Annotated in this window: 16 protein-coding genes and 1 tRNA gene; 4 read left to right on the top strand and 13 right to left on the bottom strand. The window is 64.5% G+C overall.

Features of this window, described 5'->3' with window-relative positions:
• Nucleotides 1–88 precede the first annotated feature (88 nt).
• From ACK5JE_RS00480 to mog, 6 genes are all read right to left on the bottom strand, one after another.
• Entirely contained in the window at nt 89–1,141 is a 1,053-nt protein-coding gene (locus ACK5JE_RS00480; protein ID WP_416799757.1) for an L-threonylcarbamoyladenylate synthase, read from the bottom strand.
• Complete coding sequence (locus ACK5JE_RS00475; protein WP_416799756.1) at nt 1,134–2,333, bottom strand: 5-(carboxyamino)imidazole ribonucleotide synthase; 1,200 nt, start codon at nt 2,331–2,333, stop codon at nt 1,134–1,136. The genes ACK5JE_RS00480 and ACK5JE_RS00475 overlap by 8 nt, the downstream gene beginning before the upstream one ends.
• A complete protein-coding gene (purE, locus tag ACK5JE_RS00470; RefSeq protein ID WP_416799755.1) occupies nt 2,330–2,833 on the bottom strand; it encodes a 5-(carboxyamino)imidazole ribonucleotide mutase in 504 nt (167 codons plus the stop codon). Before purE ends, ACK5JE_RS00475 begins: the two co-directional genes overlap by 4 nt.
• A gap of 67 nt (nt 2,834–2,900) precedes the next feature.
• Nucleotides 2,901–3,788, bottom strand: a complete 888-nt coding sequence (locus tag ACK5JE_RS00465; protein ID WP_416799754.1) for a phosphoribosylaminoimidazolesuccinocarboxamide synthase — start codon at nt 3,786–3,788, stop codon at nt 2,901–2,903.
• A 5-nt stretch (nt 3,789–3,793) separates the two neighbouring features.
• Nucleotides 3,794–4,858 (bottom strand): class II fructose-bisphosphate aldolase, encoded by a 1,065-nt coding sequence (gene fba, locus ACK5JE_RS00460; protein WP_416799753.1) that lies wholly within the window; start codon nt 4,856–4,858, stop codon nt 3,794–3,796.
• A 164-nt stretch (nt 4,859–5,022) separates the two neighbouring features.
• Nucleotides 5,023–5,652, bottom strand: coding sequence for a molybdopterin adenylyltransferase (gene mog, locus ACK5JE_RS00455; RefSeq protein WP_416799752.1), 630 nt, complete (start codon nt 5,650–5,652; stop codon nt 5,023–5,025).
• A gap of 103 nt (nt 5,653–5,755) precedes the next feature.
• Between mog and ACK5JE_RS00450 the strand changes: the two genes are divergently transcribed.
• Both ACK5JE_RS00450 and ACK5JE_RS00445 read left to right on the top strand, forming a co-directional pair.
• A complete protein-coding gene (locus tag ACK5JE_RS00450; protein WP_416799751.1) occupies nt 5,756–6,688 on the top strand; it encodes an NAD-dependent epimerase/dehydratase family protein in 933 nt (310 codons plus the stop codon).
• Entirely contained in the window at nt 6,658–7,551 is an 894-nt protein-coding gene (locus ACK5JE_RS00445) for a TOBE domain-containing protein (protein WP_416799750.1), read from the top strand. Before ACK5JE_RS00450 ends, ACK5JE_RS00445 begins: the two co-directional genes overlap by 31 nt.
• Nucleotides 7,552–7,595: 44 nt before the next feature.
• On the opposite strand, the gene ACK5JE_RS00440 is transcribed toward ACK5JE_RS00445, so the two are convergent.
• Genes ACK5JE_RS00440 through modA form a run of 3 tightly spaced genes read right to left on the bottom strand, consistent with a single transcriptional unit; the run spans nt 7,596 to nt 9,733 of the window.
• The gene (locus ACK5JE_RS00440; RefSeq protein ID WP_416799749.1) at nt 7,596–8,285 is read right to left on the bottom strand and encodes an ABC transporter ATP-binding protein; all 690 of its coding nucleotides are present in this window, start codon (nt 8,283–8,285) and stop codon (nt 7,596–7,598) included.
• A complete protein-coding gene (gene modB / locus ACK5JE_RS00435; protein ID WP_416799748.1) occupies nt 8,282–8,971 on the bottom strand; it encodes a molybdate ABC transporter permease subunit in 690 nt (229 codons plus the stop codon). Before modB ends, ACK5JE_RS00440 begins: the two co-directional genes overlap by 4 nt.
• Before the next feature lie 12 nt (nt 8,972–8,983).
• Nucleotides 8,984–9,733 (bottom strand): molybdate ABC transporter substrate-binding protein, encoded by a 750-nt coding sequence (gene modA, locus ACK5JE_RS00430; protein WP_416799747.1) that lies wholly within the window; start codon nt 9,731–9,733, stop codon nt 8,984–8,986.
• A 230-nt stretch (nt 9,734–9,963) separates the two neighbouring features.
• Here modA and xerD point away from each other — a divergent pair, with 230 nt between their 5' ends.
• Nucleotides 9,964–10,866: a site-specific tyrosine recombinase XerD gene (gene xerD / locus ACK5JE_RS00425; protein ID WP_416799746.1), complete on the top strand. Its 903-nt coding sequence runs from the start codon at nt 9,964–9,966 to the stop codon at nt 10,864–10,866.
• Nucleotides 10,867–10,890: 24 nt separating this feature from the next.
• Nucleotides 10,891–11,388 carry an aminoacyl-tRNA deacylase gene (locus ACK5JE_RS00420; protein ID WP_416799745.1) on the top strand — a complete coding sequence of 166 codons (498 nt, stop codon included), beginning with the start codon at nt 10,891–10,893 and terminating at the stop codon, nt 11,386–11,388.
• Nucleotides 11,389–11,393: 5 nt separating this feature from the next.
• Here ACK5JE_RS00420 and ACK5JE_RS00415 read toward each other — a convergent pair.
• From ACK5JE_RS00415 to ACK5JE_RS00400, 4 genes are all read right to left on the bottom strand, one after another.
• Nucleotides 11,394–11,468: transfer RNA gene (locus ACK5JE_RS00415), tRNA-Arg, on the bottom strand.
• Between the two features lie 75 nt (nt 11,469–11,543).
• On the bottom strand, nt 11,544–13,442 hold the full coding sequence (locus ACK5JE_RS00410) for a LapD/MoxY N-terminal periplasmic domain-containing protein (RefSeq protein ID WP_416799744.1): 1,899 nt from the start codon (nt 13,440–13,442) through the stop codon (nt 11,544–11,546).
• An 18-nt stretch (nt 13,443–13,460) separates the two neighbouring features.
• On the bottom strand, nt 13,461–14,144 hold the full coding sequence (locus tag ACK5JE_RS00405) for a transglutaminase-like cysteine peptidase (protein WP_416799743.1): 684 nt from the start codon (nt 14,142–14,144) through the stop codon (nt 13,461–13,463).
• A 203-nt stretch (nt 14,145–14,347) separates the two neighbouring features.
• Nucleotides 14,348–18,535, bottom strand: coding sequence for a beta strand repeat-containing protein (locus tag ACK5JE_RS00400; RefSeq protein WP_416799742.1), 4,188 nt, complete (start codon nt 18,533–18,535; stop codon nt 14,348–14,350).
• Nucleotides 18,536–18,577: the final 42 nt, after the last annotated feature.

Here is an 18,577-nt window from a genome sequence, read left to right as displayed (position 1 = left end):
CGACAGTGTAACGCCAGGAACGAACCAAGGCGACAGGGTCGCGGCGGCCGCCCGAGGCGGGAATCACGGCGATCCGAAGCGGAAATCGTCAGTCGAACGCCGCCGCCGCCCGGGAAATCCGGTCATTGACGCCCTGCCAGGCAGGTCCGGCCGGGGGACGCTGCAACAGGATGCGTTCATAGCCGGCATCATCGAGCTCCCGCAACAGGGCGTACAGCCGGCGCGCATAGATCACGGGATCGACCGGGAGGACGATCCAGTCCACCCCGTCCGGTGCCGCGCCAGGCTCGGCACCCAGCACGACCGCCACCACACGACGGCCGGAGACAACAGGTGCCATTTCGCCTCGGGTCCAGCCAGCCAGCGTTTCCGCCGCCACCACCGCCACGGGCGTGCGGGGCGCGTAGTGCGCCTTGAGCGAACCGGAGACCCGGGGCGCCGCCCCATCGGGCAGAGCGGGCGCCACACCCAGCACCTCGGCAATCTGTGTCGCCGTCACATGTCCGGGCCGCAGCAAGACGGGGCCCACCCCCCGATCCAGACGGGACAGATCCAGGATCGTGGACTCGATGCCGACTTCGGAGGCGCCGCCTTCCAGGATCATCAGTGCATGTCTGTCCAGATGAGAGAATGCGCCACGCACGTGATCCGCTCGCGTGGGCGAAACCTGACCGAACAGATTGGCCGACGGCGCCGCCACGCCGCCGGAGCCATTCGACTTGAGCACCGCGAAGGCGTACAGCAGCCGCTGCGCCACCGGATGCGACGGGCAGCGCAGCCCGATGCTGTCCTGGCCGCCGCTGACCGCGTCCGGGATGTGCGCCGCACGCGGCAGAATCAAGGTCAGCGGTCCCGGCCAGAAAGCCGCCATCAATTGTCTCGCCTGCGGCGGGATCGACCTCGCCCAGTAGCCCGGGTCCGTGTCCGGTGCCAGATGGACGATGACAGGATGATCGGCCGGTCGCCGCTTGGCCGCATAGATGCGCGCGATGGCTTCTGGATTTTCCGCATCCCCCCCCAGACCGTAGACAGTCTCGGTCGGAAAGGCGACCAGTCGCCCCTGCGCCAGTCGTTGCGCGGCCTCCAGGATCTGATCGGGACCGGCCTCTACGGGACTCGCATCCGCTCTCGGATCAGACATCAGGCAGGCCCAGGACGGCGGACACCCGGGCAATGCGTTCACGCAATTGTGCCGCATCGTCCGCGAGAACGTTCACATGGCCCATTTTTCGGGCGCGGCGCGCCTCGGATTTGGCGTACAGATGCAGCCGGGTTCCCGGCACGGCCAGCAGGCCCGCCCAGTCGGGCTCACGCTGACGGCCCTGCGCGTCGAACCACACATCCCCGAGCAGATTGAGCATGGCGGTGGGCCGCAGGAGGTCCGTGCCGCCCAAGGGCAGCCCGACCATGATGCGCGCCTGCTGTTCGAACTGACTGATCAGGCAGCCATCCTGGGTGTAGTGACCGCTGTTGTGCGGGCGCGGCGCCATCTCGTTGGCCATCACGCGTCCATCGCTCAACACGAAGAACTCCACGCACAGGACACCCTGATAGTCCAGGTGATCGGCCAGGGACAATGCATAGCCTCGCGCCTGATCCGCAATATCGGAGGCGACAGCGCCATCGACGATCGACAACGCGAGAATGCCGTCCCGGTGGGTATTGCGCGAGGGGGGATAACTGACGGCACGGCCGCGCAAGTCACGCGCCACCACCACCGAAATCTCGTCCTCGAGAGGTTGCAGGGCCTCCAGGACACACGGCACGCCACGCAGTGTGCCGAAAGCCTGGCGGGCCTCGTCGCGCGAGGCCACACGGACCTGGCCCTTGCCGTCATAACCCAGGCGAACCGTCTTGAGGATGCCTGGAAACAAGGCATCGGGACAGCCCTCCACATCCGCCATGGAGCCAATCGCGGCATGGGGAGCCACCGGCACGCCGGCAGCCTGGATATAGGATTTTTCCGCCAGCCGGTCCTGAGCCACTGCCACGGCATCGCCTGAAGGCGCCATGGTCCGGGTCCGCGCCAAGTGGCGCAGGCTGTCGGCGGGAACATTTTCGAACTCCGTGGTCACGGCGGCACAGCGCTGTGCCAGACGATCGAGCCCGGCCACATCGTCATAAGCGGCGCGAACGTGCTCGTCGGCAACCATGCCCGCCGGACAGGACTCGGCAGGATCCAGCACGGCGACCCGGTAGCCCAGTGTCTGGGCCGCCTGACAGAACATGCGGCCCAGTTGCCCGCCCCCCAGAACGCCCAGCCAGGCGCCCTGAGGCAACGGGGCCGTCCCCCAGGCCGCCGCAGTCGAGGCGGCATCCTCCGGCGCGCTCATGTCGTCTCCGGCGGCACGACCATGGCGCGCGCGGTGTCGGTCTGGCGGGCGCGATAGTCCTGCAATTTGCGCAACAGCTCGGGATCGGTCATGGCCAGGTTGGCGACGACGTGCAGCGCGGCATTGGCCGCGCCTGCTTCGCCGATGGCGAAGGTTCCCACGGGTACGCCACGGGGCATCTGCACGATGGACAACAGGGAGTCCTCGCCACGCAGGTAGCGTGAAGGCACGGGCACGCCAAAGACCGGCACTGGCGTCAGCGCCGCCATCATGCCGGGCAGGTGCGCCGCGCCACCCGCGCCCGCCACGATGGCGCGCAGACCGCGCCCCATCGCCTGGGCGCCGTATTCGACCATGTCCAGCGGCATGCGATGCGCGGACACGACACGCGCCTCGTGGGGAATGCCGAATTCATCGAACACCGCCGCCGCGTGACGCATCACATCCCAGTCACTGGACGAGCCCATGATCAGGCCGACCAACGGGCCCGGCGCGTTCATGTTGCCCCCTTGGCGCTGCGCGCCGTCCCCCCGAGGGGGAATTCACGCTTGGGGCGGCCCGGCGCGTTCATGTCGCCCCCTGGGTCAGACGATCCAGGGCCTCGCGGTATTTGGCGGCCGTGCGGTCCAGCACCCCGGCGGGCAGGCGGGGCGCGGGCGCGGTCTTGTCCCAGTCCTGGGTTTCCAGCCAGTCGCGCACGAACTGCTTGTCGAAGGACGGCGGGCTGATGCCCACAGCGTAGCCGTCCGCCGGCCAGAAGCGCGAGGAATCCGGCGTCAGGACTTCGTCCATCAGATGCAGTGTGCCGCGCGCGTCCAGACCAAACTCGAACTTGGTGTCGGCAATCAGGATTCCCTGCCCACGCGCGTACTCGGCGGCCTTCGCATACAGGGCCAGCGTGACGCGGCGCAATTCGGCCGCCAGGTCGGCGCCCACCTGGGCCACGACGTAGCCGAAATCGACGTTTTCGTCATGCTGGCCGAATTCGGCCTTGGCCGCAGGAGTGAAGATCGGCTCCGGCAGCCGCTCGGCCTGACGCAACCCAGACGGCAAGCCGATGCCGCAGACTGCGCCGGTGGCCTGGTAGTCCTTCCAGCCGGAGCCGATCAGATAACCGCGCGCGACCGCCTCGACCAGAATGGGTTCCAGGCGCTTGACCACCATGGCGCGCCCCGCCACCTGATCCCGTTCACCGGGAGCGACCACATCCTCCGGCGCAATGCCGGTGGCATGCGTGGGGATCAGCCCTCCCAGACGCCCCAGCCAGAACTCGGTCAGGGCGGTCAGGACCTGGCCCTTGCCGGGAATCGGATCGTCGAGGATTACATCGAAGGCCGAGATCCGGTCGGTGGCGACGATCAGCAGCTTGTCCTCGCCCACGGCATACATGTCGCGGACCTTGCCGCGCCCCAGCAGGGGCAGCGACTCGATGGAAGATTGGAGCAACGCCTTCATTGGTTTCATTTCACCAGTTGCTTGAGTTCACCCGACGCGTAACGCGCGGCCATGTCGGGCAACGGAGTCGCCTTGATCCTGGAGGCGTGTCCGGCCGTGCCGAATTGCTCGTAGCGTGCCAGGCAGACCTTCTTGGCGGCTTCGCGGGCCGGTTTCAGGTATTCACGCGGATCGAACTTGGCGGGGTTCTCCGCCATGAAGCGGCGAATGGCGCCCGTCATGGCCAGACGGATGTCGGTATCGATGTTGACCTTGCGCACGCCGAATTTGATGGCTTCCTGCAGTTCCTCCACCGGAACGCCGTAGGTTTCCTTCATGTCGCCGCCGAACTCGCGAATTTCTGCCAGCAATTCCTGGGGTACGCTGGAACTGCCATGCATCACCAGATGCGTATTGGGCAGACGCGCATGGATTTCCTTGATGCGCTGCACCGACAGGATGTCCCCCGTGGGCTTGCGGGTGAACTTGTAGGCGCCGTGGCTGGTGCCCACCGCGATGGCCAAGGCATCCAGCTGGGACCGCTTGACGAAATCAGCGGCCTGCTCCGGATCGGTCAGCAACTGCTCGCGGGTCATGGTGCCCTCGGCGCCGTGGCCATCTTCCTTGTCGCCCTTCATGGTTTCCAGCGAGCCCAGGCAGCCCAGTTCGCCTTCCACGGTGATGCCCAGCTTGTGCGCCATGGCGACCACCTGCTGGGTGACATCCAGGTTGTATTCATAGGAAGAGATCGTCTTGCCGTCAGCCATCAGGGAACCGTCCATCATGACGCTGGAAAAACCCAGCTCGATGGCGCCGCGGCAGACATCGGGCGACTGGCCGTGATCCTGGTGCATGACCACCGGAATGTGCGGATAGGACTCGACCGCCGCCTGAATCAGGTATTTGAGGAACCCCTCGCCCGCGTATTTGCGCGCGCCGGCCGACGCCTGCATGATCACGGGGCTGTCCGTCTGCGCGGCCGCCTCCATGATGGCCTGGACCTGTTCCAGATTGTTGACGTTGAACGCAGGGATCCCGTAGCCGTGCTCGGCCGCGTGATCGAGGAGTTGACGCATGGAAACCAGGGCCATGACAGGACCTCCAGTGAAGAATGGTATGGTGGAAGAAACGGATGACAGGATTTTAAGGCGGAACGAGAATCGCTGCTGACGCGCGGGGGTGACACAGACACAAAAGCGCCACACGCCCGAAGCTCACACCCCGGACGGTTCCTGCCCCAGTTCGCGCATGCCCATCAGGACGCCGGCCGCCGTGCGGACTTGGGCCGGAAAGCCTTGACGATCTCGTCGCGGGTCTCGACATACGGACCGCCGATCAGATCCAGACAATAGGGCACGGCCGCAAAAATGCCAGGCACCAGGACGGCCCCCCCATCATCACGCAGGCCTTCCAGGGTTTCCCGGATGGCTTTGGGCTGTCCGGGCAGATTGATGATCAACGCGGCGTGATCGGTCAGTTCGCGGATCACTGCCACCTGACGCGACAGAATGGCCGTGGGCACGAATTTCAGGCTGACCTGGCGCATCTGTTCGCCGAACCCGGGCATCTCGCGCGTCGCCACATCCAGCGTGGCCTCCGGCGTCACATCGCGTCGCGCCGGCCCGGTTCCGCCGGTCGTCAGCACAAGATCACAGCGCGCCTCATCCACCAGCTCGCGCAAGACGGTCGCGATGCCTGCCCGCTCATCCGGAATCAGCCGCGTGACGACCTGCGGCGGCTGCGTCAACGCGGACGCCAGCCAATCGCTCAGAGCGGGGAGGCCCTGGTCCTGGTAAACCCCGGACGAGGCACGGTCGGACACGGAGACCAGGCCCACGATCAGTTCATCGGGGTGGCGGCGGCGCAAGGGAAAGGAATCGCTCATGGGATAGACTGTACGAATGACGAAATACAGCCATTCTATTAGGGAACCGCTGGGCCAGCGTCCATCGACTGTCCGGCCGGCCCCGAGGCGCCTCGGATAAGGCATGGGCGAGGCGCTGGTGCAAGCCAATACCCTGCTGCTCATCGGGGGCGACCTGTGCATCCGGACGGCACACGCGCTGGACCCGCAGCACTGGGCCTGCATCGGCCTGAGGCGACGGCCCATGAACATCCCCCCCGACGACGACCGGATTCACTGGCTGCAAGCCGACCTGAACCGTGCCGACACCCTGGCCCGGGCTCTGGCTTCTCCAACGGCACCCGGCGTCATCACGCACCTCTTGTACGCCCCCACGCCCGACGTCCGGACCCCCGAGGCCTATGCCTGCGCCTATCCACACGGTCTCCAGACCCTGCTGGCCGCCCTGCCCGGCGCGGACCAGCTGCAACGCGGCATCCTGGTCGATTCAACCGCGGTCTGGGGGCCGGACACAGCCGATCAAGAGGTGAACGAGGACACGCCGACTTGTCCGGAGGATTTTCGCGGCGAGACCATGCTGCAGGCCGAGGCCCTGCTGCAGGCCCGGCTGCCCGGTCGCGGCGCCGCGCTGCGCCTGTCGGGGCTGTACGGCCCCGGGCGGCTGCGGCTGGTGGACGACCTGCGGGCCGGACGCATCACCGCGCCGGATGGCCCGGGGCACTGGGCCAACCGGATCCATATTGACGACGCGGCCCGGGCCTGCGCTCATCTGCTGAGCCTGACCGCCCTGCTGCCCTGCTACATCGGCACGGATGACCATCCGTTGCCGACAACCGTGCTGTACGACACACTGGCGCAGATCGCAGGAGGGCCGATACCCGCCCGGGCGGACCGCCCCCCCGATGGCAGGCGCCTGTCGAACGCGCGGCTGCGGGCCAGTGGCTGGGTCCCCCGCTGGTCAAGCGCAATCGATGGCTACGTGGCCAGTCTCGACGCCGGGCCCCCGCACCGCATACACTCCCCTCCATGCCAAACACGCCCCCCCCCCTCGAACTGAGCACCACCCTGAGCCTGCGCAGCGGCGACCAGAGCTGGGGGTCGGAGCGGCGCATGGCGCTGCTGGCCGCCATCGGCACCGAGGGCTCGATCAGCGCGGCGGCCCGCAAGGTGGGACTCAGCTACAAGGCAGCCTGGGATGCCGTGGACATGATGAACAGCCTGTCCGGCGACCTGCTGGTCGAGCGCGTCACCGGCGGCAAGCGCGGCGGCGGGGCCCATCTCACCGACCGGGCACGCAAACTCGTCGCCTGGTACCAGGCCGCCCAGGCGGAGCATCAGCGTTTCATGGAAACACTGGCCCGTTTCGGCCCCGACGGCACCCGGCACCTGGACCTGCTGCACAGCATGGCGCTGCAGACTTCGGCCCGCAATCGCTACGAGGGCACCATCGGCGCCCTCGAATCCGGCCGCATCAACGACCGCATCCGGCTGGATCTGAGCGAAGGCGTATCCCTGGTCGCCACACTCACTCATGCCAGCACCGAGCGTCTGGGGCTGGCCAAAGGCCGGCGCGCCCTGGCCTTCCTCAAGGCCCAGGCTGTCCGTATCCAGCCGCCGGCATCCGGCATGGCACCCGCCGGGGAGACCCGTGCGGTCAAGGGCGCCCGTGTGGCCAGGGCGTCCCACCCAGCCTCACCGGCGACAACCGCCACGGTTCCTGACGGCATGAATCACTGGGCGGGCCGTATCGGCCACCGCGCGGACGATGGCACCCTGGCGGAAATCAGCCTGGATGTCGGTCCCAGGATCCGCATCACCGGGTTGGCGGCCCCGAATGTCCCGAACGATGCGCTCGCCCCTGGAGACCAGGCTGTGGCCAGCTTTCAGGCGACCGACATCCTGATCGGCACGATGGATTGACGCATGCAATGTGCTGAATGGCCCAAAGACCGGGGACAACGGCCTCAGGCCCGGGCAACCCGCCCGGCCTCGCCCTGGATCTCTCCGTGGGCGATGCGAAACACCTCGTCGGCCAGCGACTGAACGTCGGCCTGATCATGCGTGATCAGGACTGTGGGGATATCGATGTCGCGCTGCAATTGCGCCAGTTCTTCACGCATGCGCACCCGCAGATCGGCATCCAGGGCCGACAAAGGCTCATCCAGCAGCAGCAGTCCCGGATCGGTGGACAACGCCCGCGCCAGCGCCACGCGCTGGCGCTGGCCGCCGGACAATTCGGCCGGATAGCGATCCAGCAACGAGGACAAGTCAAAAGCGCCGACCCAACGTTGCGCCTGCGCAGGCAGATCGCGGCGACCGTGCAGATTCAGCCAGCCCCGCCGCAGGCCAAAGCCGATGTTCTGGCGCACGGTCAGATGGGGAAACAACGCATAGTCCTGAAACAGATAGGCCAGCCGCCGATCCCGCGGAGGCACATCCACTCCGGTCTCGGCATCGAACAGCACCCGCCCGGCCACTTCGATACGGCCCTGGTCGGGACGCAGCAACCCGGCGATGGCCTGCATCGTCAGGCTCTTGCCTGACCCCGATGGCCCGAACAATGCCACCCGCCGGGCGTCGGTCCGCCAGCGCGGCTGAAGCAGAAAACCGTCGGCACCACCGACCCGGCAACGGATATCGACGGAAAGACTCATGACGCGCTCCGGCGAGCCGACCGGCCGCCACGCCCGCCGGGCACCAGCCAGGAGGCCAGGCACAGAATGGCGATACAGGTCGCTGAAGTGACCAGCACCAGGATATTGGCCGTATCGTCGTTGCCGGCCTGAACCGCCTCGTAGATGGCGATCGACAATGTCTGTGTGCGGCCCGGAATATTGCCAGCCACCATCAGCGTGGCGCCGAACTCTCCCAATGCGCGCGCAAACGCCAGCAGCACCCCGGCCAGGATGCCGCGTGTCGCCAACGGCAGACTGACCCGAAAGAACACCGCAGCGGGTGAGACACCCAGCACTGCGGCGGCCTGTTCCAGACGGTGATCCACATCCAGAAAAGCCGCGCGCGCAGCCTTGAGCACCATCGGGAAGGCCACCACGGCAGCCGCCACCACGGCGCCCTGCCAGGTAAAGACCAGCTCGATTCCATGCGACTGCAGCCATTCACCCAGCCAGCCGCGCCGGCCGAACAACACCAGCAGGTAATAGCCGGTCACTGTGGGAGGCAGCACCATGGGCAGGGTCAGGAATGCATCGACCACGTCGCACCAGCGCGAGGACCAGCGTGACAGGCCCCAGGCCACGGCGATTCCGCCGAGCGTCGCCAGCACGGTCGCCCACCCGGCGACCTTCAGGGACAACAGCAGCGGAATCCAGATATCGCTCATCGATCGATCGGATCAGGGCTTGGAGAACCCGTAACGCGCCAGCACGGCCTGACCTTTGGCAGACAGCACGAATTCGAGGAAACCGGTCGCCTCGGACGCACGGCCGTCACGCTGCACCAGAGCAATCGGATAGGCGACCGGCACCGGCGTCTCGATGGCCTGGATGACCTTGACCTTGTCTTTCATGATCGCGGCGTCGGTCGCATAGACAAAGCCTGCATCGACCTCGCCCCGCTCGACATAGCTGAGCACCTGGCGCACGTTCTGACCCAGGATTTCATGCGCCTTGACCTTCTCCCAGGCGCCGGCCTTTTCCAGGGCCGCTTTGGTATAGCGGCCCACCGGCACGGAGGCCGGATTGCCCAAGGCAATGCGCTTGACACCCGGCTTGTCCAGATCGGCCAGGGACGCAATCCCCTGGGGATTGTCGACCGGCACCACCAGCACGACCTCGTTGCGGGCGAAATTCACCCGGGTGGCGGGGTCCACGGTCTTGGCGGCCTCGGCCTTGTCCATGGCCTTCTGGTCGGCCGACGCGAATACGTCTGCTGGCGCGCCTTCGATGATCTGGCGCAGCACGACGTCAGACGAACCAAAAGTCGTCAAGACCTTGGTACCCGGCTGGGCCGCCTCATACTGCGTCGCAAGCTCCTTGAACGCATTGGTCAGACTGGCGGCAGCCGACACCAGGACTTCACCGGCCACGGCCGGCATCACCACGCAGGACAGGGCGCACGCAACTACCCAGGTACGAATCTTCATGCAGTACTCCTTGGTTTTCATCATGGACCGCCCGTTCCCAAAGTTCGGAGACATGGATAAACGGATGAGGTGATCATCGTAATATATATAGGTATATTTCGCTATAGCCACTGCACAATGATTGACCTCGAGCAAACGCCGCCTTCTCCAGCGCTCATCAGCGCGCACCGGTCCGTCCCGGCGCGGGCGAGTAAAATCCTCGCATCCCCACCACGCAAGCCTCTGCGGACATGGCGCAGCCCTCATCCTTTCCGACGATCGACGCCTTCCTGGACGCCCTGTGGCTGGAGGACGGGCTGGCGGACAATACGCTGGCGGCCTACCGACGCGATCTGAGCGCCTTCGGCGGCTGGCTGCGCGCCACGCACGACCGTCCGCCGGAGGCGGCCCGCCAGGAGGATATCCAGGCCTGGCTGGCCGCACAGCACCGACAGACCAAGGCCAGCACGGCCAATCGCCGCCTGGCCGCCTTGCGGCGCTTCTTCCTGTGGGCGCTGCGGCGCGGCCTGTGCGCCGAAGACCCCTGCCTGGGTCTGCGCAGCGCCCGTCAACCCGCGCGTTTCCCCAAGACCCTGTCCGAGGCCCAGGTCGAGGCGTTGCTGTCCGCGCCGGACGTCGGCTCCACGCTGGGCCTGCGTGACCGGGCCATGCTGGAGACGTTGTACGCTACCGGCCTGCGCGTCAGTGAGCTGGTCGGCCTGGCCGTCCAGGACCTGAGTCTGAGCGACGGGGTAGTCCGCGTCGTCATGGGCAAGGGCGGCAAGGACCGGCTGGTCCCCCTGGGCGCGGAGGCCCTGCACTGGATCGAACGCCATCTGCGTGAAAGCCGGCCAGACATCCTGGGGGCACGCTCCTGTGACGCCCTGTTCGTCACCAGCCGTGGCGCCGCCATGACGCGCCAGGCCTTCTGGCTGCTGATCCGCAAATACGCGTTGCAGGCCGACATCCATGTCCCCCTGTCACCCCACGTTCTGCGCCATGCCTTTGCCACCCATCTGCTGAATCACGGCGCCGATCTGCGCGTCGTGCAGATACTGCTGGGTCACGCCGACATCTCTACGACCCAGATCTATACCCACGTTGCCCGCGAGCGTCTCAAGACCCTGCACGCGCAGCACCATCCGCGCGCATGAGACCCGCCCCCGCAAGGATCCTCCATGCCCAAGACCAGGCACACCTCCGAGACACCCGCCACCCATTGGCTGCGACAGCAGAAAATCCCGTTTGGCGAGCATCCTTATGATTACATCGACCATGGCGGTGCGCGCGAAGCGGCGCGTCAGCTGGGCATTCCCCTGCATCAGGTCGCCAAGACCCTGATCATGGAAGACGAACAGGCCCGGCCACTGGTGGTGCTCATGCATGGCGACCGCGAAGTGTCCACCAAGAATCTGGCCCGCCAGACCGGCGCCAAGAAAATCACGCCCTGCGCGCCGGACACCGCGCAGCGTCATTCAGGCTACCAGGTGGGCGGCACCTCGCCCTTTGCCACGCGCAAGCACATGCCGGTCTGGGTCGAGGCCAGCCTGCTGGACTACGCAACGGTCTACCTGAACGGAGGACGACGCGGCTACCTGATCAGTGTGACGCCGGACATTCTGACCGGCCCGCTGAGCGCGAAAGCCGTGTCCGTGGCGTTGGGAGCAGAGGACTGAAAAGATGGCGCCTCCGGCAGGAATCGAACCTGCAATCTTCCCTTAGGAGGGGAAAGTTATATCCATTTAACTACGGAGGCGTGTCGAGGAAGATGCCACCAGAATGGGCGCATCCGCAATCGGTTGTGGCCGTGGCGCAAGCGGAGGATTATAGTCTACGGCCTGGCGGCCAGGTCCACCGACGCGCCAATCTCCCGAGCGGTTTCCTGGACGGCGATCAACAGGCGGCGGGCACCCGGACTGTCGGTCTGGGCGGCCAGCAGATTCCCTGACACACAGAGGTACTCCGGCCTGAGTTCATGCAGGTACAACAGCGCCTCGGGCTGCTCCGCGAAACGACGCAGACCCAGGCGCACTCCGTGCTTGCGCAGCATGGCGGCAAATGCCACCACCTGCGCCTGATGCGCCACCAGACCATAGGAATCCAGCTCGATCAACAAACGGGCGCTCTGGTCCGGCGTTCCCGCCAGCAGGCCGGCAACCTCCGCACGGAATTCCTCGTGCAGAATCGAGGCCAGAGACGCGCGCAGCACCAGATCGCCCGGATGGGCGCGCAACCACCCCAGCCCCAGACTCACCGCCTGAACATCACAGGCCGACGACAGCCCCAGGCGCACGGCGGGCGGCATGAACAGATAACCCGACAATGGCTCCGAAGCGCCAGGCTCGTGCAAGGCGAGCAGGCCAAGCGTGCGGTCCTCTGCCGTCGGTAAAGGATCCCGCTGGGTCGCCAGGGCGAACCAGCCCTCGTCCAGCGCATTGCGCAGCAAGGTTCGCCAGGCCTGCTCGCCGCCACCCCGGCCACCAGTCATGCCGCGCAATGCCTCATCCGGCAAATATTCCACATCGGTATGGCCGGCGCTCTCGGCTCGCATCAAAGCCTCGTCCAGGCGCGACAGCACATCGCTGAACCCTTCTCCCGGCTCAAAGTCCGTCAGCACCATACGCCAGCGGCACAGCCCCGCCTGCCCCAGCTGCAGACGCTGAGCCTGCAAAATCTCGCCCACCGCCTGCGCGACACGCACCGCCGCCGGGCCGGGCATCATCGGCAGGATGAACACGAAATCCGACCCGTTCAAGCGCGCCAGCCAGGCCTGCGGCCCCAGCCGCTCATGCAGAACCTCCATCACCAGTTGGCCCACATTGCGCAGCCACTGGTCCACGACCGGGCGGCTCATGTTCTGGTTGATCAACCGCAGATCGCACTGGCGAAACAGCATCACATGCCCCGCTTCTCCCTGGCCGGGAGAGGACTGCTCCAGCAACCGCCGGAACTCATTGATGAAATATTTCCGGTTGGCCAGCCCCGTCACGGCATCCTGGTTCAGTTCGAGTTCCAGCGACTCGATCCGCGACTGATGCTCCACCGCCGTCGCTCGCACGCGCTCGTGTGTCCGTGCAATGATCCGGGTGACCTCGCGCAATTCCGCCATCGCAGGATGACGCACCGGCGGCAGATCGCCTCCGGAAGCCCCCTGCGCCATGGCCTGGACGCGCGCCGTCACATCGTCTTTCAGCGCCCGGCGCAGCCAGCGCATCAGGGCGAACACGAACAATCCCCACAGAATGCCGGCGCCGAGCGTCAGCATCACGATCCGCGACGTGCCGATCCACAGCGCATTGCGCGCATAGGCATCATTCGACTGCAACCGCACGATTCCCAGCTGGGACCAGCCATTGGTCACCTGCCGCTGAGCCTCGTGCCGTTCCAGGGGCAGCAGATGGCTGAACCAGTCCGGTGCCGTCACGGCTCCATCACGACCGCCCTCGATCTCTCGGCGGATCAGAATCCGGCCCGAAGGATCCAGAAACTCGACCATCCTGAACTGACCGCTATCGAACAGCACGGAGAGCAGCAGTTCCCGTACCGCCGGATCCTGATTGGACGGTTGCGACAGTGTCAGGGCCAGTGAGGTGGCGGTTGAATCGCTCTGGCCTTGAAGCTGGGCATCCAGATACCGGCGCGCCGAATCGATGCTGAAAATGGTCGCCCCTGCCAGGATCACCAGGATCGCCAGCGTCACGCTCAACAGCAATTGTCGCAACAAAGACATGACACTCCTTTCATTCCATCACGGCTGAAAACCTTCGGTCCGCATGCGGGACGACAGATCCCGCCAACGGCCGATGCCTTCCACCGGAGACCGCTTGCCTCCCGGCACATACACCCCCTGCGCATTGAAACTGAACACCGGCGTGAGATCGGGCCGGTCACGCGCGGACTGGACCCGGTCCACCAGGCTGCCGAGCACCAGCGGCGTCGCCTGCGGCTGGGGATAATAGCCCAGGATCATATGAGCAATACTCTGGCCGCCAATCCGCGCACGCACATAGATGAACCGGAGCTTTTCAGGTGACACTCCCAGGTACAACAGGGAAAAATACTTGCCGATGACATAGTCCTCGCAATCCCCTGCACCCTTGGCCAGGGACTGCAGCGGGGTGGCCCAGTAATCCGGCCGCCCCCGGATGGAAATATCCTCTCCGCCGACCAGCGCTCTGTTCCAGAAACCATTGACCATGCGCAGTTTTTCCTGTTCGCTCAACCGTGCCGCCCTCACCAGCAGAGCCTGCCAGGACGCCACGGCGCGACCGGCCCGGCCTCCGTAATGCCGGCGCGCGTAGGCGGCCAGCCTGTCCGGATCGAACGTGACCGCAGACACCGACTCCCAGGCCAGAGCCAGACACAGGATCAGCGCTGTCAGCCCTGATGTCAGGAATCGCGCGCTGACAGCGATCGATTGGCAATGGGGCATGCCCTGATTTTGATACGGGATGAGACGCAAATAAAGAGGAGATGCAAAACTTTTATGGATAACACGTAAGCATGTCTTTGATCGCACGTGCATCGAGGCCCTGAAGGAAAAGTCCAAGACATCACCCCCCGCACAATGCTTTGCCATCGCACGCCGCGCTCCGGGGAGATCCCCGAAGCGCGGAACAAACCAGGCCGGCTGGATTAACTGTGATCCACCTTCAGCTTGCCATCGTTGATCAAGCTCTGGATCAATGCCGCCTGATCCCCTCCCTGGCCCGCCGCCAGATCGACATTGTCGATGACGATCTGCTGATCATGACCATTGGCCACGTCACCATTCGTGCTCACGTCGATGATGGTCTTACCCGCATCCGCGCCAGTACCACTGCTGATGTGGAGATACTGTGTCAGGTCATCGGGGTCCGTATGGTTCTGAAGCAGATCGCTCAGATCCAGGGTGTCCTTGCCCTTCGGATCTCCGTTGCCGACACCGAAGTCGGTCACATGATCCACCGTCGCAGGCTGCCCCGAGGCGGCCTGGTCGCCCAGTTTCCATACGAATACGTCATCGCCCGCGCCGCCGGTCAGGAAGTCGTTGCCGGCCCCACCATACAGATGATCGCCACTCGCACCGCCCAACAGGGTATCGGAACCCTGGCCGCCATAAAGCGCGCTGTTGTCGTCCGTGCCATGCAGGGTATTGCTCTGGCTGGATGAGTTATCGATCGACACATCGAAATTCGTCGAAACCTGGTCCCCGGTGCCGTCCGTCACCGTGGCGCCCAGCGGCAGGGTCAGGCTGTCCTGATCGACCGTATGGGGGACGGTATAGGCGTCGGTATGCCACTTGACGCCGATCTTTTCATCCACCGAGAACCGGCTGGCGCCATTTTCCACAGAACCTACGACAATATGGGTGATTTCATCTCCGGCGGGCGCCGTCAGCTTGAAACTCTGGGTGGTCACTCCATGCATGGGATTACCCTCAGGCGAATCACTCAAGCCGTGGTGCTCTTCCACATGCATGGGGGCATTTTTATAAAACACATAAAATTTCACCCCCTCCGTGTGGCTGCCGAATTTATTCAGCGTGATGTTCACCTCGGTCACATGTTTACCGGCAGTGCTGCCGAAATTCATCTGCAGCTTTTCACCATAAGGACCATCCGACTCCGCGTTCGTCTTAATATTATTCTCGAGGAAAAGCCGATCATTATCGCCATTGGCCATGTTCGGATTGTCAATCCCGATACCATATTCCTGGTTGACACTCACCACGACCTCTGCGGCCGGATCACCACTGTTCTTGACACCATCGGCACCCGTCTTGTCGATGAAGCCCGTCAGCGTCAGCGAAAGATCGTCCACAGTCGCACTGGTGCTCATCCAGCTGCCGTTTACATCAAACGAGAAAGTGCTTGTCCCGCTCGTCCCCGGCACGGTCGTGCTCGACGACACCACCGGATCCAGCGCCTGGAACATATGCACAGCGTAGGTGCCGTCCGCCGCCGACCCCGACACTTCGAATACCTTGTGCGTGGGGTCGTCCTGATAGACCGCGTACAGCTTGCCCGTTGCCGCATCCTGCTGATACATCAGGGCATGACCGCCGGAGGTCAGCGTCGTCGTTTGCGGTGTGCCATCGATCTTGACACTGGCCATCACCGCCGCGCCATTCAGATTGGCCTGATCCGCCCCCGTAATGGTCATCGTGGCGCCGGACACATCCTTGTTGACATTGATCCCCGTATCCGCGGTGGTCGTCAGATTGGCCTCGTTGGCCAGCAGCGTGTTGTCAGCCTCATGTTCGACCACCGGCACGGTCGGAATATTCTTGTAGCCGTTCAGGTCGATTTCGATATGTCCGACCTGAGTATCGCCATCAGAATCCGTGACGGTGTAGTTGTAGGTCAGTGTTTTTTGACCGATCGGGAATTCATCGCGGGCCTCCCGACTCATCTCGAACACATAATGGCCATCGGCGCCAACCGTCAGGGTCCCGTACTGGTTCGTGATCACTGTCGAGCCGCCGGCGCCCGCCACGCCATTTTCCCAGACCACCGATCCGGCGCCATCGGCACCATACTGCCATGTCGTCACGTCGGAACTCTGGTCGAAGAGCTCTCCTTCGACCTTGGGCAGCGCATCCACAGAGGAGACCGACGCATACAACTCAAACGAGTTTGCCTGATTTTCCTTCGTATGGATCGTTGAAACCAGATTGCCGTTCGAATCCAGGAATCCCTTGATGCTCAGCTGATAGGTTTGATCGCCCACCGTAAAGGTCTGTACGTCCGTCAGGTTGGTGATTTCGATGATATCGTCATCACTGTTGTCCGGCTGAGCAGGGGTCTCCGTATGCTTCAGTTTGATCGTCTGCTGAACGACATGATCAACGCCATCGATCTTTACGTGAATGGAAACCTGAAGATCGACCGTTTTCAATAGCGGACTAGACGTCTGATGGTTATCGTGAGTGAACATCCCCAGCTTGAAGGTCGTATCCAGAAGATTGGTATCCGCCTGACGAAGATTCTCATTATCCACAAAGGAATAACCTGAGGTATTCGCCGTCGCACCACCTCCCCAGATGATCTGATCAATCCCGGGATCGCTGTCATTATTGATCGCTTGACGCAAGGTTCCGTTGTTCGCCAGCTGCCAATTGACAAAGCCGGCTTCCAGCCCCCCCACACTCACCGTACTGACAGGAACGTCCAACTCGCTCACCGCATTGGGATGATGGACCGGCACATCATCCTTGATGCTGATCTGAACCGTGCCATTCACCGTATTCCCGCCGGCGTCCTTGGCCGTATAGGTGAAATTTTCCACGCCATTGCTCACATTGGCGCCATCGTTGGCCACCGGATTCGTACTGTACGGATGGGTCAGCGTATACGTCCAGCTGCCATCGGCCTTCAGTTCGAACATCCCGTAGCTCGTCGTCTGCGTCATCGGGGTATACGTCACATCCGTCCCGCTGACCGCCAGCTGACCCGTCACAGTCTCCGCCGTGCTGACCGGATTCGAGCCCGTCACTGTTCCATGGCCCAGATCACCCGTATCGGTCGTTGTATCCAGCCCCGCCTCATCGACCGTTCCCTTGTTGTGCGTGGTATCGGCTGTCAGCGTCACATCACTCACATCGATCTTGAGCGTCGCCGTCGACAGATCACCATCGCCGTCACGAATGGTATACACAAAGGTATCGACCGCATCGGCCGTCACTGCGTTGCTCGAGGACTTGTACGTATAGCCGCCGTCGGCATTCAGAATCAATGTGCCGTAGGCACCCGCGATTCCCGTACCACCAAGGCCGCCTGCCGCCGCGGTACTCGTATCGCTTCCCGCGCGTACGCCCACCACGCCGCCACTGGTGTCTTTGCCATCGGCACCGAACACATCTGCTGTTCCGTCGGTCAGCACATTGCCAGTGACTTTCCCTCCTTCAACCACGCTGTCGGTATCGGCACGCGCCACGGGCACATCGTCGACAATGTCGATCACCAGAGCGCTGGCCGCCGACGCATCGCCATCGGCGTCCCTGACCTCCACCGCAAAGCGGGCCGTGGTGTCATCGCCCGAGGTATTGTCCACCAGCGCGTAGCTGTAATGGATCGTGCCCGCGCCCGTGCTCCTGTCGTACGCGTAGTACGCACTCACCTTGCCCTGCGCGCCATCGTCAAAGCTCGTCGGGTGCGCCGCATCCGCGCTCAGCGCGTGGCCGCCCAGACCCACCGAGCCCACGCCGTCCCCGGCCGTAACGCTGATCGTCCCGGAGGTCTTCTCCGAGTCCGCGTCCCCATCCGCGCCCGCCGCTTCGGGACCCCGGGAAGCCAGCCCCGCCTCGGCCACCACCGCGCCGGCCGCACCCGCCGCCGGAATCGTATCGACCGTCGGCGCCGCAACGCCCAGATCGATCGTCAGCGTCGCGCCGGTCTCATCCCCGTCGCCATCTGTCAGCGTGTAAGCGAAGACATCCTTCACTCCGCCGGTCGTGCCCGCCGTTCGCGCATAGCTGTAGGCTCCATCGGCACCGATCGTCAGCACCCCGTACTGTCCATCTATCACCAGAGCGCCGGAGGCATCGGTCGTGGCCGCGTGCGCCGGCATGTTGCTGCTCGCCACCGCGCTGACCTTCGCCCCGTCGGCGCCTTGCGTGTCCACGCCACTGGCGTTCGTGTTCGTCGTGCCCACGCCCGTGAGCACGTTGCCCGTCTCGGCCGTGTACTGGCCCACGGCCAGGCTGTCGGTGTCGGCTCGCGCCACGGGCACATCGTCGACACGGTCGATCAGCAGAGCGCTGGCCGCCGACGCATCGCCATCGGCTTCCCTGACCTCCACCGCACCGCGGGCCGTGGTGTCATCGCCCGAGTTATTGTCCACCAGCGCGTAGCTGTAATGGATCGTGCCCGCGCCCGTGCTCCT

This window comes from Castellaniella sp., assembly GCF_047971665.1.
Taxonomy (GTDB): domain Bacteria; phylum Pseudomonadota; class Gammaproteobacteria; order Burkholderiales; family Burkholderiaceae_B; genus Castellaniella.
This window is presented reverse-complemented; position numbering and strand designations above follow the sequence as displayed.

Bases quoted from the DNA above. Each gene is read 5' to 3' on its own strand.
- mog (WP_416799752.1), bottom strand. From the start codon at position 5,652: ATGAGCGATTCCTTTCCCTTGCGCCGCCGCCACCCCGATGAACTGATC.
- ACK5JE_RS00440 (WP_416799749.1), bottom strand. From the start codon at position 8,285: ATGAGTCTTTCCGTCGATATCCGTTGCCGGGTCGGTGGTGCCGACGGT.
- purE (WP_416799755.1), bottom strand. From the start codon at position 2,833: ATGAACGCGCCGGGCCCGTTGGTCGGCCTGATCATGGGCTCGTCCAGT.
- xerD (WP_416799746.1), top strand. From the start codon at position 9,964: ATGGCGCAGCCCTCATCCTTTCCGACGATCGACGCCTTCCTGGACGCC.
- modA (WP_416799747.1), bottom strand. From the start codon at position 9,733: ATGAAGATTCGTACCTGGGTAGTTGCGTGCGCCCTGTCCTGCGTGGTG.
- ACK5JE_RS00410 (WP_416799744.1), bottom strand. From the start codon at position 13,442: ATGTCTTTGTTGCGACAATTGCTGTTGAGCGTGACGCTGGCGATCCTG.
- fba (WP_416799753.1), bottom strand. From the start codon at position 4,858: ATGGCCCTGGTTTCCATGCGTCAACTCCTCGATCACGCGGCCGAGCAC.
- ACK5JE_RS00475 (WP_416799756.1), bottom strand. From the start codon at position 2,333: ATGAGCGCGCCGGAGGATGCCGCCTCGACTGCGGCGGCCTGGGGGACG.
- ACK5JE_RS00480 (WP_416799757.1), bottom strand. From the start codon at position 1,141: ATGTCTGATCCGAGAGCGGATGCGAGTCCCGTAGAGGCCGGTCCCGAT.
- ACK5JE_RS00445 (WP_416799750.1), top strand. From the start codon at position 6,658: ATGCCAAACACGCCCCCCCCCCTCGAACTGAGCACCACCCTGAGCCTG.
- ACK5JE_RS00405 (WP_416799743.1), bottom strand. From the start codon at position 14,144: ATGCCCCATTGCCAATCGATCGCTGTCAGCGCGCGATTCCTGACATCA.
- ACK5JE_RS00420 (WP_416799745.1), top strand. From the start codon at position 10,891: ATGCCCAAGACCAGGCACACCTCCGAGACACCCGCCACCCATTGGCTG.
- ACK5JE_RS00465 (WP_416799754.1), bottom strand. From the start codon at position 3,788: ATGAAGGCGTTGCTCCAATCTTCCATCGAGTCGCTGCCCCTGCTGGGG.
- ACK5JE_RS00450 (WP_416799751.1), top strand. From the start codon at position 5,756: ATGGGCGAGGCGCTGGTGCAAGCCAATACCCTGCTGCTCATCGGGGGC.
- modB (WP_416799748.1), bottom strand. From the start codon at position 8,971: ATGAGCGATATCTGGATTCCGCTGCTGTTGTCCCTGAAGGTCGCCGGG.